The sequence below is a fragment of the Vibrio sp. Y29_XK_CS5 genome (genome assembly GCF_024181835.1).
Taxonomy (GTDB): domain Bacteria; phylum Pseudomonadota; class Gammaproteobacteria; order Enterobacterales; family Vibrionaceae; genus Vibrio; species Vibrio harveyi.
This window is the reverse complement of record NZ_JAMZAM010000001.1, coordinates 1,461,330-1,475,737: the sequence shown is the minus strand read 5'-3', so window position 1 is coordinate 1,475,737 and position 14,408 is coordinate 1,461,330. Positions and strand designations below refer to the sequence as shown.

Genomic DNA, 14,408 nt, shown 5'->3' with positions numbered 1-14,408 from the left:
TATTTAGTCCTCTAAGCTGTAGTTCAATGTAACTTGTTGCCATTGTTCTCCAGATTGTGGAGGAACAAACTTCCAGCGCATTACGGAGCGCAATGATGAGCGAAGAAAAACGCCTTTCGGAGACTCTTCAACCACTTTGTACTGTATTGCTTCACCTTGTTGGCTTATTAACAAAGAGAAAGTGATGTGCCCTTCAATACCGTTTCGTTTGGCTTTCGTCGGGTATTTTGGGGGAATCTGATAAGTGGGTTTTGCCATCACAACCTGAGATTGAAATTGACTGCCTTGATGAACATCCGCTCCCGAAAAAGAAAAATCAAAAGTTAAATGGACATCTATTTCATCACTGGGTTTAAAAGTAACCTCCGGCAACGTGACCATGCTGTCCATATCTGGGATGGTAAAGTCAACCAACGCAGGACGAGCAGGAGCTGAAGTAGGCGCGCTTGCAACCACGACAGGCTTAGTAACCTCAAGCTCCTTGGGCTTTTTGTGCGATGTGATTGTTTGGACATAGATCTGGTTTGAACTACGTTCTGGTTTTGCCCTAGGCGTTGATATCAAAAGGTGCAGGAGAGCAACCAATAGCAAATTGATGAATACAGCAGCTGCCAATATACCTAGCAGTTTTGATTTACTGCTCTTTGGTAGCGATAGCAACATTGTTTAGCCCTGATAAGCGTAAAGTGTCAATGACGGAAATGAGCGTTCCCGTATCTAAGCTGCGGTCGGCATTCACGATCGCATTGGTTGGCTTCTTATCGACCAAGTAAGCTTTTACTTGGAATTGAAGCTGGCTGAGGTTGACGTTTTGTCCGTTAAACCAAATATTATGATCGCGATCGACACTCACCGAAATGGTCTCTGCTTTTGGTTTCAATGATGAGCTGGATGCACTGGGTCTATCGACTTCCATCGTCGACTCTTTTTGAAAGTTCGACGATAGAATAAAAAAGATCAACAGAATAAAGACCACGTCGATCAAAGGAGTAAGGTCAACTTGAGGTGACTCTTCTCTATCTGTGAAGGATTTAATTTTCATAGGGTTTCCATTGATTGGCGAAGTGGACTAAAAGTTTTTCCTGCTGTCTCTTGAGGTTGTAAGCTAGGTACATACCAGACAGTGCTGCGAGCAATCCTGCTAGTGTGGTGAGCATCGCTTGGCTGATGCCTTCCGACACTGCGTTTAGAACATCATCGCTGTTCAACTGCTCAAAACAGGTCATCATGCCATCCACTGTGCCGAGTAACCCAAGCATTGGCAGAATTCGGACAAAAAGACGTATCTCATTAAGTCCAACACTGAGGTGTTGTCTAATCTCGCTTAACCATCCATTTTCAAGGTAGAGGCGCTCGTTGTCCTGAATACCGGAGTATTGCTTGATCTTTTGCGAGAACTGAGTGTTTAAGTCCGTGCTCTTTAAGGTATGAAAACGCAAGTAACAATGTAGGATGAGACCCCACATAACAAGTGAAACTAAGCCGATAGACCACATAATTGGGTGATCCATCGGTAAGCGTGCAGCGAGCACTTGCTCTAGCATGTTCCTTGGTTCCCATAACGAATATCTACAACCAAACTGGTTACTTGATGCTCTATGATTTCTGCAAGTTGCTGAGCTTGAGTTTTAACTAAGCAATGCAAGATGAGCAGAGGAACGGCAACCAGAAGTCCCAGCTTGGTCGTGAGTAGTGCCTCAGCAATACCGCCAGAAAGCAGTTCTCCATCTGTGACGCCTTGAGAGGTGATCACTGAAAAGGTCTCAATCATGCCGCCAACGGTTCCGAGCAGTCCCATTAACGGAGCAATGGCTGCTAGTACGGCCAAGGTACCTATACCTCTGTGCAGCCAAGGCATTTCTCGACTCACGTTTGCATCTACTACATCTTCCATTTGCTGATGAGCATTGCAGTTTTTCAGTTGCATGAGTACACGACCTAACATGTTGTTTTCTGAAAGTTCATCCAACTGACTCGCTTGTTTTTTTACCGCCTGCTTTTCTTTCGTCAAAGTAATCAAGCGAGCAATTCCGATAGAAAAGCCAATTACGGCTAGAACAACAATAAGCGCACCAACCATGCCTGCAGCCAAGTAGCTCTCGTACCATTTCGGTTGATTCGCTAAAACATCAAAACCAAATCCAAAGCTTGGATCGACTGCCCATTGTCCTTGTGTGATATCAAGCTGCGGTTGTGGTGAGACTTGTCGCCATTGTTGACGAGCTCCATCAAATTCCAACCAACCATAATCTTGCGAAAACTGACTAAATGCCCCCACTAGTTGAACTGGTGCTTTTTCAATGTTTCCGTTGGGAAGCAGTATCTCTCCCTTTACAACGTTTACTCGGCTGGAGGCTGAGATTTGTTGAACCATCGCAAGCCAGAGGTTATTGATAGAAGCAATGCTGAAATTATTTTTCTGAACAGGTAAGAGTGTTTGGCTATCAAACCATGTAGCGAGAGGTTTATTGTTAGAGATAAAGTTGTTTTGTTGCGCGGATGTCAGCTCTATAACCTCTTCAATATCCGCCTGTGCAAGCTGCACTTGTTTTTGTTTGTCACTTAGCTTTTCTTGAAGTGCGATAATGGCTTCTTCAAGCTTCGCATTGCTTGAATTCAACTCTTGCAGCTTGAGTTGTAGGGATTCAACCTGCCCATTAACCTCTTGAAGCTGATGACTTTTTTGTGATTTCAATTGCTTGTAACGTTGAATGTCTTCTTTGCTGCTTTGTTCTACACGCTTAAAAATTTCTTGAAGAGTGTCACTTCCACTACGTTCTTCGATGGTATTGGCACCTACTGCTGGAGCAATATTAAAAATAACCAGTAAAATGGCACTCAACAGGTGTGAATAGTTTGGTTTCCAGAGGAAGTTTTTCATGGTTACTGCGCCTTTGGAAGGGTAAGAACAGGGTAGGTCATGCCGCTGTTGAACGCGGTAAGTGCTCGCTCAACCTGCTTGGTCTCATCCACTGATAATGTCATCCATTGTTGGCTTTCTGATTGCCATACGCCAGCAGTTGCAGCATCAAGTGATAGGTAGTAATAACCTAGACGGCCAACTCTCAGGTATTGAACTTCTTGATTAGGCGTTAATCGACCAAACCAAGCTTTTACTTGAGACCCGTATTGGAGCTCGGTTTGATAAGCGATAAGGATGCGTTCGAGTTTTTCCGCATCGGTCAGTTGAGGGTTATCTAGCTCTGACGTCAGTTGCTGTACCCGTTCAAGTCTTGAATCTCTATCAAAAGGGATATCCGCTAAAACCAGTTCCTTGAGCGTCGTCGTCATTTGCTCTAATAACGGATACAAGTTCACTTTAGTTTGGCGGATGTTCTCCATCTTGCCATCTAAGTTTTGAATCGCATTTTCCAGTTGTTGAAGCTGTTTGGTGAGCTGCTGCTGGTAGCGAGACTGTAACCGGATTTCGTGGTCGAGGTTTCTTACCACTTCACGTTGCAATTGTGTTTGGTCATCAATGCTCTCGACTTTTTTTTGCTCCGAAGATGATAATTCGATATTACCAACTTGCTCTTGAAGGTGCTGGATAGTGTTTGATTCTGCAAAAGCTGTGTTTTGCAGACAAAGTGAGAGTATTGCTAAGGATGTAAAACGAGGTTTAATCATCAGTTTGAGTACTGTTTTTGGTTGGTTTTATTCTAACGAATAATCTTAAAATCTTGGGAATGATAATTGTTTTTAATTGGAAGTGAAGCGTTATTTTTTACTTTACTCTTCGGTTTTTGAGTTAAGTTGCTGAATTTTAATTAATTAAAAAATAAATGAACTCAGATGGAAAATGAGTTGTCAGAAATTATCGTTATAACTACGCGTTTTCCATTTTATCGATTGCGTTAACAAAAATGATTTTTTTATAAAAAACTCATGTTAACGAAATGTTTGCCTATTCGTTTGTTTTCGACATTTTATTCCAAATGAGAGTTGGTTTCATTTAGCTCTTTTCGCATAAGGGATTTGAGAGAGTTAGACTTGTTTTTATAGGCTGAGTGAATGTTATCTATTTATTAATAGAACAAGGTATCTAACACATTATTCTGTGCTTATCACAGCTGTTAGTGGGATTTACTTGTTGAATGACTTGTTGATAGCATTAATGATAACGATTATCACTTACAAGCTTTTACAATGCACCCTTTCAACAAAACTTTGCTTGCAGCGACCATTGCGTCGCTATGTTCCGTATCTAACGTTTATGCAGAAACGGAAACGCCGTCCGAAACTCCATCCGATCTAACTGTAAATGTGACAGACACAAGAGATGATGAGCTTTCAACTAAACAAACACTTGATGCTGATGACATTAAAGACACTCCTTCATCTAACGGCAACTTAACTGACTACCTAAAAGACAACCCAAATGTTCGTTTTGCTGGTGGTGATTTAGATGGTTTTCAAGGTGGTGAGATCAAACCTGTTTCAGTATCCATACTTGGTGCAGACCCTGACCAAACCGCTTATATGATCGACGGAGTCAATGTTAATAATGATCTCGATCCAAATGGCAGTTTATTCGACGGCACCGTTGGCACTGTTCCGAGCAAAAGTTCTGAGCAAGCATATTATATTGACGCGAACTTACTTTCGGGTGTCGAAGTATATACATCAAATGTTCCAGCCAGCCTAGGTGGTTTCACTGGAGGTGCAGTTGTTGCTGAAACTCGTCAATACAACGGTGAAGATAGAGTAAAACTGAGTTATAGAACCACCCAGTCAGAGTGGGCGGAGATGCAGGTCGATCGCAATATAAAGGAAAAAGTGAATAATGTTGTGCCAAATGGATATGGCGCTGATTTTCAACCTGATTACAAAAAGAACTTCTTTAGTGTAATGGCTGAGCAATCACTGACAGAAGATATCGGTATGGTTGTAGGCTTTAGTCGACGAGAGTCAGACATTAAGCAAAAACGTTTAATTAATAAAAATGGGGATACCGATCACCGAAATCACAATCGATTATCAGATAACTTCCTTGCAAACTTTAATTGGACACCAAGTGTTGAACGCTCACTAGAGCTTGGCTTCCGTTTGTCTAATTATGAGGAAGGTAAGTACTTTGCCACTAACTTAGATAACAATGTTACGGATACGCATCTGGCTTATGGTTCGACTGTAAAATGGACCCAGCGATTAGGCTCTGGTCAATTATCCGCAACTGCTGCATATGACCAATTTACTGATGAACGTAAATCAAACGCAACATATGCGTTAGTTACCAGTGATTTAGATAATGGTATGGATTATGAGGAAGGCGGTTATGGTAATAGTCAGCTTACGCAGCAGAACGTTCAACTGAAGCTTCATTATGAATTTGATCGTCTGGAATTAGCGGGCACATCTCATTTACCTTCTATTGGTGCAGGTTACAAGAAAACAAGCTTTGACTTTAATCGCGACAATGACGTGACTCAGAAAACGGTAATGTACTTTTTTGGAAGTATATTTGATGAGCGTACGAGTACAACCCGAAAGGGCTCAGTGTCTACCGATTACCAAGATTATTCGTTTTATGCTGAAGATGTTATTCATTGGAATAACTTTACTATTCGACCAGGAATTCGAGTTGAGAGAGACGACTATCTCGAGAACACAAATATAGCTCCTCGCTTTAGTGCTTCTTGGTTTGCAACGGATCAAACAACATTGAATGTCGGTCTAAACCGCTACTATGGACGTTCGTTTGCGTCGATGAAATTGGCGGGAGAGGTCTTGAAGCTTAATGATAGTGAAACTCGTGATTACAAATCAGTAGAAGGTTTAGATACTGAGTTCTCAGATGAAGTGAGTTTAAGGGCTGATCAGATTGCAGGTAACTTCTTAATTTCAGCTGGCTATGTATACCGTGATTATAAGAAAAGTATTGATACCAAAGTGACCGATACTGGCGGTAAAAAAATATACAGCTACTACAATGGCTCTAGCTTCTCTGTCGATACTTACACACTGCAAGTTAGCAATATAACCCCTTGGGTTTTAGGCCCAACAAACTGGACAACAAGTCTAGCTGCTGATTACATGATTTCAGATAGGGCTGAAATTAGCGAACCAAATCAGGCGGTTATCTATGATGGCAAGCTAATGACAAAGGCTCAAATGGAGCAAGAGGTTAATAGCAACACAGAAGAGTGGGTTGCTCGCGTTGGCATTAATATGGATATCCCTCGTTACAACTTAACGTGGGCCAACAAAGTATATATCAAAGCGCCAGTCGATAAGCATGAGTATCAAGACACTGTCGATGGGATCGAAATCTATCGAGGTTACAACTTTGGCACACATACTCAATGGGATACTCGACTTCGTTATCAGCCAAGCTTATTTGGTACACACTCTGCGTACGTTCAAGTGGATGTTCTAAACGTCTTAGATCAAGTTAGACAAGATGAACTCAAGGCGGACCGTCAAGGTGATTACGGATTGTACTCTCCAGGTCGTGAGTTCTGGCTAGAGCTAGGTTACGAATTCTAATCTATTTTCTTTTGTTTGATTAAGGGTAACCAGTAGTTTTGGCTGCTGGTTGCCTTGTCGTTTTGGTGCAACATGTCTAACCATTCTCCCCTGTCTTTAAAAGACAAACCTTTCCTCGCGCAAGTATGGTCACTTGCACACCCTTATTGGCGTAGTGATGAAAAGCGCATTGCTTGGCTGCTTTTGGGCTTAGTCGTCGGTTTAAATTATCTGATCGTTGAGGTAGCGGTTCTTTACAGTAACTGGAACCGTGACTTCTTCAATCTTATGCAAAACGAAGAATGGAATAACTTTTGGAATATGCTGGGTCAATTTGTGTTGATCATGGCGGTTTACACGGTTGTTGATTTGGCCGAGGAGTATTTACGCAGAACATTGCGGATCCGTTGGCGTCGGTGGTTAACCCATGCATTTTTACAAAAATGGTTGGGTGGAAAGCGTTTGTACCGACATCAACTGACCTATCCAGACAGTGATAACCCAGATCAGCGTATCTCTCAGGATGTGAAGGATTTTTGCGATAATACTTTAAAGATGGGACTTGGTTTACTTCGAACTGTGACAAGTCTGTTCTCGTTTGTGGTCATCTTGTGGAACCTGTCTGGCAGCTTTACGTTTGAGTTTGCTGGGAGCGAATGGGTGCTTCCGGGCTACATGGTTTGGGTTGCTATCATTTACTCTATCGTCGGTACTTGGTTAACACACAAGATCGCAAAACGTTTGGTGCCACTTAACTTTGAACAAGAAAAAAGTGAAGCAGACTTTCGTTTTCATTTGATGCGAGTGCGTGAACATGCTGAATCCATTGCATTACAGCGTGGTGAACTTGCTGAAAACCATCGCACACAAAATCTGTTTAGCAAGGTTTGGGACAACTGGCAGCAACTTACAGGTATGAAGCTAAAATACGGCGCGTTCACGAGTGGCTATAACGAAGTTGCGCGTATTTTTCCATATTTGGTCGCTTCGCCGCGCTTGATGAGCGGCGCACTTCAATTGGGCGATATGATGCAAACTGCGACTGGCTTCTACCGAGTACAAGAAGCCTTCAGTTGGTTTGTTGACTCTTATGAAGAGGTCGCAGATTGGCGTGCAGTCACTGATCGTCTTATTACTTTCCACACTCAGTTAGAGATGTTACCGACTACTAACGCTCTACCATTATCAAAACAACCGGAGTGGCGTGATCTCAACTTGTTCTCTCCGAACCAGCAGACTTTGTTGTCTGAACAAAGCGGATCTATTCATCAAAGCATCACTATTAAAGGTGTTTCTGGCGGTGGTAAAAGTACCTTTATTCGCTCGCTTGCGGGTTTATGGCCATATCAAAGTGGCGACATCAGCATGCCTGACGACAGCGAGTGTATGTTTATTCCTCAGAAACCGTATTTGCCGAACGCAACATTACGCGAAATCTTATTGTATCCAAGCGGCGGTTTAGTCTCTGACGATGTGCTCATCGATGCATTAAATCAAGCCGGTATTGCGAAGTTTGCTGAACAAATGGATCGGCAAAGTAACTGGCAACAAAGCGTTTCTGGCGGCGAGCTTCAGAAAATCATGTTAGCGAGAAGCCTAGTTCAAAAACCGCAGTGGTTGTTCTTAGATGAGGCAATGTCAGCACTTGATCCTGAAAGTTATTGTTCTATTCGCGCGGTTATGGCAGAGCAGTTACCAGAGACACATGTTGTAGAAGTCTCTCATCGTGAAGGTGGGGCAGAAGAACAAAATCAGATCACCTTATGTACTCAAACTCAATCGTTCAAATATTCATGAAGATTAATAAATTACTGATCCTGACAAGCGGCGTCTTTTTAAGTGCTTGTCAGGTACTTGCGCCAAATAAAACGGTGGAGTCGTCCCTCGATCTTACACAAACACTGACTTTTGATCGTCGTGCGGACGTTGGGCAACTAGAAAATGGGCTGAGCTATTACATAGCAGAAAACACCAATCCTGAATCGCGGGTCTACGTTCGTCTGGTTGTGAATGCTGGCTCAATGAACGAGGAAGATGACCAGCGTGGTGTTGCTCATATTGTTGAACATATGGCGTTTAATGGCACCAAGCATTACCCCGAGAACGAAGTAATCAAGGTTTTGGAAGAAGCGGGCATGAAGTTTGGCGTGGACATCAACGCTTTTACGGACTTTGAGAACACCGTCTACACATTGAATCTTCCAAACAACAACCCAGAAACTCTCGAGTTGGTGATGGATGTTGTGTCAGATTGGGCAAGTAATGTCACCATGCTGAAAGGCGACTTAGACGCAGAGCGTGGCATCGTATTGGAGGAATGGCGCGCTCGATTGGGACCAATGTTACGTTTAGGGGATAAGAAAAGTGCGATTGAGATGGCCGGTTCCCGATACGTAACTCGTGACCCAATTGGTGATCCTTATACCATCCAACATGTCTCGAAATATCGAGTTGCTGATTTCTATAACAAGTGGTATCGCCCGGACAATATGTCGATTGTCATCGTGGGTGACGTCAACACTGAGCAAATGAAACAGCTCATTTCGCGTAAGTTAGGTCATGACCGCGCGCCAGATACGTCGCTGGAAGCAGTAGATTATAGTATTCCGCTCATCGATGGTTGGCGCAGTGACACGGTTTCTGAAGAGGGATATTCATCACCTTCCGTTGAAGTCAGTTTCTTTTCTGAGTTCAAGCCTGATCTCAGCTACGCACGCTACCAAGATGATCTTGCACATCAAATCGCGACTCGTTTGCTCAATGTGCGTTTGCAACGTTGGGAACAAGATGAAGACAACGTAGTTAATGCGGCAAACTTCTATTCATCAAATGTTGGAAGAGAAACGACGCAAGCAGTGTTCTCTCTACAGTTGGTTGACGGTGAGTATGAGCAAGCAACTCAGGGCTTATTTAAGTTTGTTTCTCAGCTAGCTCAACATGGCTTTTCTGAGCAAGAGATTAACGGTGAAATCAGCCGCTTGAAAGGTGTGATTGAAAGAGGGAAAGGCAAAAAAGACTATAGCATCGATCTTGCTGGCGACTTAATGGTGTCAGCGGCAAGTGGACAAACCTTGATCGACAAGGAACAAGCTTATCAGCTTAACAAGTACTTCTTAGAGCGCATTACGCCGCAACAAGTGAATGATGCTTTCAAGCAGATCATCGCACCTAAGTCACGATTGATTCTGTTAACCCAACCTTCTGATAAGCGTAAGCCAAAACTAGATGAGAAATGGGTAGAAGGAGTATGGCAAACCACGATGCAAGAGCAGCAACCACCGTGGTTTATTGATGAAAGCCAAGCCGTATTGCCTGTGGTCGATCCGAAAGTGGGGAGCGTAAAGCAAGAACGAAAGTGGGCGGAGCACCGAATCACTGAGTATCGCCTAAGTAACGGGAGCAAATTGGTTTACCGTTATAGTGATAGCAATCCGGGTCAGGTGCACTTTAAAGCGCTTACTGCTGGTGGGACGCGCTCAATTCCTCAACAAGATTATCATGCGTTAAAAACGGCGGTTAGCTTAGTGGATGATACCGGAGTGGGCGTTGTACCTCAGGCGGATATTCAAACTATTTTCCGCGGCAATCCAGTGGTGATGTCTACACTCGTCGATGAGTACCAACAAGGATTCTCTGGTTGGGCGAAGACTGAGAGCTTCGAAAAAATGTTGAAGCTTTTTCATCTTAAATTAGCCGCAAGCCCTATTTCGGAGAAGTCGTTGAAAGAGTATCAAGTTGAGATGGCGCAAAAACTTAGTGGTGCTCGATTTGATGGTGCAGATCGATTTGTTCGCAAAGTCTCAGAGTTACGTTTCCCTGATATTCCTACGGTTTATAGCGACAATGGGGAACGTGCTGCAAGCTATACAGTTCAAGGTCTGAGCGAGGTGTATCAGAAGTATGTTGCGGGAAAAACGGACTATACCTATTTCGTTGTGGGTGACATATCTGCGGCTCAAATTGAATCTCTGGCTGCGCGCTACCTTGCTTCAGTCAAGGTAAAAGAAGTTTCTCGTGAGTACTATGAAGTGAAAGCGTCTTCACCAAAAGTACGTTACAGCACGCCAGATTCAAAAGAGCCGAGGGCAGAAGTTGAAATCTACCTAACTCAAGATTCACAGTGGCGACCTGACAATGCTTACTATTTGGAGCTCAGTGGCGAACTGGTTCAGGAGCAACTTCGCCTTAAACTTCGTGAGCAGGCCTCAGGTGTTTATGGTGTAGCGAGTTGGTTCTGGCAAGATGTTCATAGCCCTCAAGCGGAAGGGCGAATCCTATTCACTTGTGCACCTGAGCGCGTGGATGAATTGATCTCTCTGACTCATTCGGTGTTGAGCTCTGTGGCTGAAACAGGGGCTGATGAACAAGTATTAGAAAACAAACTGCTGCAACGCGATGATCAGATTGATCGTTATCTACGTTCTGATTTAGGGATGTTAAATGCGATGGAGCAATCGTACCTTCTTACCGATAGCCCACGATTGATTCAAGCACAACGTAGAGCAAACAGTGAAGCAAGCAAACAGAAAGTGGATGCAATTATGCGTCAGTTCTTGAATCAAGCGACACGTTTTGAAGCAGTGTTATTACCAGAAAACACAGCTAAATAATCGTGTTACCAATTAAGTAAAGGCTTCAACCACGTGATAGTAGAAGTCAGAGCGTGGTTGAGGTTTAGGTTAAAGAGATGAAAAAACAACGACTAATAGGATTATTAGCAGCGGTCGCATTTAGCGCAAATGCAGGTTTGGAACTGACTAACACCTATCAAGATTGGGAACACTACGAATCTAAGAGTTTTGATACCGGCGAAGCTGTAATCCTTGGGGTTTCAAGTGTCAGAAGTGACGCTAACGTTGATACTGTTGCATTGCGATGCACGACAGAAGGTGTGAACTTACTCTTTTTTAACGGCTTGTTACGAGAAGAGTTGGGCTACGCAGCGAAAGCATCATTAGACAATGGACAAGCGTTTACTATGGATGTTTGGATCAAAGGAAAGACACATTGGGCTACAGTGCCAGTCGAGCAACTTAATGATTTTTACCAAGCAAATTCGTTGAAGGTTGAGTTGAAAGGCGATGCACCAAAAGTTGAAAAGGTAGACGTGTCTTTGCGAGGTTTTAAAACCATGTATCAGACCTTGATACCAAGCTGTAAGTAAATACATAGATAGGCGTATCGAAGTGAACGATATGCCTATCTCGCGAGTCTTCAACCTTACTGTCCTAACTTCTCCGCATACTCTGTTAGGATTTGTTTATACACTTCCACTGGTTGTGCGCCTGTCACGGCACTTTCCATATTGAAGACTACCGTTGGCACTGAGCTTACGCCAAGTTGATGCCATTGGCTTTCTTGATACTCTATAGAGTCAGCATTACTTGCATCGTCTAGGGTGGCGATGCCCATATTTGCATCTAAACCAATCTCAGTCAGAATTACTGCCAGTGTGCTTCGGTCAGAGACATCTTTGCGTTGACCAAAGAACGCCGTAAATAGGGCTAACTTCAGTTCAGTTTGCTTATCAAATTGATCCGCCCATTGCAGCAGTACGTGCGCATCTCGCGTATTGACCATCTTCATGTCATCAAAGTAATCAAAGTCGAACCCCACTTCTTTGCCTAGATTAGTCAGGTTATCACGTGCACGAACACTGTCTTCCGGTGTTGTGCCGTATTTATTCGCTAGGTGCTGGCGTAGGTTTTCTCCTTCTGCTGGCATGTTTGGGTTCAATTCGAACGGTTGCCATTCCAACTCAATTTTGTCTTCCAATCCTAGCTCTTGAATTGCTTGTTGTAAGCGTTTGTAGCCGATGATGCACCAAGGGCAAACCACATCTGAAACTACATCGATTTTGATTACTGATTCCATAAAGCAGACCTTACTTTTTCGAGTTATAAAATGGATATGGAGACCAAGAGTGTTAATTCAACCAGTTACCTTTAAGTAACCTGATGCTTTTCTCTCCGCGTTTTATCTTTGATCGTATCTTTTCCTACAATTCATGTTGACCTGTCTATAACTCTACAGTTTAAGATGCTTTCATCAGCGCTGAGGAAAATTACATGTATCGGATATCGGAACTGGCAGAGATGCTGGGTTTGTCTCGCACCACATTGCTCTATTACGAGAAGATTGAGCTCATCAAAGGGCAACGGTTAAGCAACGGCTACCGCGCGTATAGCGATGCGGATCTACAACGCTTGCGTTTGATCCAGCAATTGCAAAGCGGCGGACTGACGCTCAAGGAGTGTAAAGCCTGTCTGGAAGCTAAAGTAGATCGCCAATTGATGCTAGAAAGGCTCAGGCTCCTCGATGAAGAGATTGAGCAAAAGCAGAAATCACGTCAGCTTTTGGCGGCGCTGCTGGGCGAAACACCGTTAACCGATTGGCATGAATCGTTGGATGAAGTTGCACCGGATGCGCACTTGAAATGGCTTATGACGCAAGGTTTTAGCGAGAAAGAAGCCCTTCACTTACGTTGGTTATCAAAAGATATGAACACTCATGAAGATTACATGGCGGACTTCTTCCGCGTATATGAAGCCTTGGAATTTTGGGGTCCGGGAGCAGAGCAAGACACCTTGAAGGCATTGAGTATGCTACCTACGCAACCTGATGAAATTCTGGAAATCGGCTGTGGACAAGGTATCGCGACTCGCACGCTGGCTCAACACGCACATGTTACTGCTGTTGATAATGACGAACCATCGTTGCAGCGCCTGAAAGGCAAAGCCCAAACTCTCGGTTTAAGGGACAAGATCACAACAGTGTGTGCCAGCATGACAGAGCTCCCGTTTGCAGAAGGCTCGGCCGATGTCATTTGGGCAGAAGGCAGTGCATACATCATGGGCGTGGAGAACGCATTCAAAGCATGGCGTCCATTGCTTAAAGAAGGTGGTATTTTAGTGCTGAGCGATTTGGTTTGGAACACCGATACTCCAAGTGAAGATACGGTGGCGTTCTGGAAAAAAGAGTACCCAGATGTGGGCAGTGTCGAGAAGCGAATTAAGCAAGCAAATGCAGCGGGATACCATGCGCTAGAGACGTTCCCAATTAGCCAACAGGCATGGGATAACTACTACGTTCCTTTAGATGAGCGTGTGCAAAGTTTGAAAGCTGAGATGCTGGAATCGCAAGCATTAAAAGACATACAAGTTGAATTAGATATCGTTAAACGCCGTCGTAACGAAGTGGCGTATCAGATGTATATCTTACAAAAAGATTGATAGAAAAATGAACGAAACAACAAATCAAAACACACAAAAAACAAACTACACATTTTCTCCTTACGAGAGAGTAATGAGCAGCGAGATGATCGCTTTATTTACTCAAACCTTTTCTGATTCTGAAGGCGAAGTAGAAGGCAAAACCATCGGCTCGCTCGTCGGTGACTTACTGACAACAACCCCAGAACAGGAGCTAAAAGGCTTTGTGGCTAAACAAGGTGAACGTTTAATTGCAGGTGTGTTGTTTACGCCACTACGCTTTGAGAGTGGTGAAGTAGGTTATCTGTTATCACCAATGGCAACTCTGACAGAATGCCAAGGAAAAGGCGTAGGACAAGCCTTGATCAACTTTGGCCTGGAACACTTAAAACAACAAGGCATTGAGTTGGTATTTACCTACGGCGATCCTAACTTCTATTCGCGCGTTGGGTTCCAACAAGTCTCCGAGGAGCAGTTCAAAGCGCCACATGCCTTGAGCTTTCCACATGGTTGGTTGGCACAATCATTTACAGGTGAGTTGACGCCAACTCAAGGCACATCTTCTTGCGTGCAAGGTTTGGATAGTCCTGCGTATTGGTAAAAGAGATAAGGCAATCTGGTGTTGCCGCGCTCAATCCACGAATAAGTAACGCCCAATCACGCGGGCGTTACTTATGCTAAGTCTATACCCAAGTCATTCTCGCTGAAGTTAGCATCTCAAGGTTATTTGGG

12 protein-coding genes are annotated in these 14,408 nt (G+C 43.7%); 6 read left to right on the top strand and 6 right to left on the bottom strand.

Going from position 1 to position 14,408, the window contains the following annotated elements; all coding sequences use genetic code 11:
* Positions 1-3: 3 nt before the first annotated feature.
* From NL647_RS06615 to NL647_RS06595, 5 genes are read right to left on the bottom strand one after another with little or no spacing between them, the layout of a single operon-like run.
* Complete coding sequence (locus NL647_RS06615) at positions 4-615, bottom strand: energy transducer TonB (protein WP_253649859.1); 612 nt, start codon at positions 613-615, stop codon at positions 4-6.
* Positions 616-634: 19 nt separating this feature from the next.
* Entirely contained in the window at positions 635-1,042 is a 408-nt protein-coding gene (locus NL647_RS06610) for a biopolymer transporter ExbD (protein ID WP_253649858.1), read from the bottom strand.
* Positions 1,032-1,544 (bottom strand): MotA/TolQ/ExbB proton channel family protein, encoded by a 513-nt coding sequence (locus tag NL647_RS06605; RefSeq protein ID WP_110416242.1) that lies wholly within the window; start codon positions 1,542-1,544, stop codon positions 1,032-1,034. The genes NL647_RS06610 and NL647_RS06605 overlap by 11 nt, the downstream gene beginning before the upstream one ends.
* Positions 1,538-2,881, bottom strand: coding sequence for a MotA/TolQ/ExbB proton channel family protein (locus NL647_RS06600; protein ID WP_253649857.1), 1,344 nt, complete (start codon positions 2,879-2,881; stop codon positions 1,538-1,540). The genes NL647_RS06605 and NL647_RS06600 overlap by 7 nt, the downstream gene beginning before the upstream one ends.
* Positions 2,882-2,883: 2 nt before the next feature.
* Positions 2,884-3,627: a DUF3450 family protein gene (locus NL647_RS06595; RefSeq protein ID WP_253649856.1), complete on the bottom strand. Its 744-nt coding sequence runs from the start codon at positions 3,625-3,627 to the stop codon at positions 2,884-2,886.
* A 519-nt stretch (positions 3,628-4,146) separates the two neighbouring features.
* Between NL647_RS06595 and NL647_RS06590 the strand changes: the two genes are divergently transcribed.
* The 4 genes from NL647_RS06590 (at position 4,147) to NL647_RS06575 (ending at position 11,629) form a co-directional block, all read left to right on the top strand.
* Positions 4,147-6,486, top strand: a complete 2,340-nt coding sequence (locus tag NL647_RS06590; RefSeq protein ID WP_253649855.1) for a TonB-dependent siderophore receptor — start codon at positions 4,147-4,149, stop codon at positions 6,484-6,486.
* 72 nt (positions 6,487-6,558) lie between these two features.
* The gene (locus NL647_RS06585; RefSeq protein ID WP_050925764.1) at positions 6,559-8,262 is read left to right on the top strand and encodes an ABC transporter ATP-binding protein/permease; all 1,704 of its coding nucleotides are present in this window, start codon (positions 6,559-6,561) and stop codon (positions 8,260-8,262) included.
* Positions 8,259-11,075: a pitrilysin family protein gene (locus tag NL647_RS06580; protein ID WP_253649854.1), complete on the top strand. Its 2,817-nt coding sequence runs from the start codon at positions 8,259-8,261 to the stop codon at positions 11,073-11,075. The genes NL647_RS06585 and NL647_RS06580 overlap by 4 nt, the downstream gene beginning before the upstream one ends.
* A 77-nt stretch (positions 11,076-11,152) precedes the next feature.
* Positions 11,153-11,629: a hypothetical protein gene (locus NL647_RS06575; protein WP_029788413.1), complete on the top strand. Its 477-nt coding sequence runs from the start codon at positions 11,153-11,155 to the stop codon at positions 11,627-11,629.
* Positions 11,630-11,685: 56 nt separating this feature from the next.
* Here the strand turns inward: NL647_RS06575 and NL647_RS06570 are convergent, their stop codons facing one another.
* Complete coding sequence (locus tag NL647_RS06570) at positions 11,686-12,339, bottom strand: DsbA family oxidoreductase (protein WP_253649853.1); 654 nt, start codon at positions 12,337-12,339, stop codon at positions 11,686-11,688.
* Positions 12,340-12,533: 194 nt separating this feature from the next.
* On the opposite strand from NL647_RS06570, the gene NL647_RS06565 reads away from it, so the two are divergent.
* Both NL647_RS06565 and NL647_RS06560 read left to right on the top strand, forming a co-directional pair.
* Positions 12,534-13,697, top strand: coding sequence for a MerR family transcriptional regulator (locus tag NL647_RS06565; RefSeq protein WP_253649852.1), 1,164 nt, complete (start codon positions 12,534-12,536; stop codon positions 13,695-13,697).
* 7 nt (positions 13,698-13,704) lie between these two features.
* Entirely contained in the window at positions 13,705-14,277 is a 573-nt protein-coding gene (locus NL647_RS06560) for a GNAT family N-acetyltransferase (RefSeq protein WP_188014591.1), read from the top strand.
* Positions 14,278-14,408: the final 131 nt, after the last annotated feature.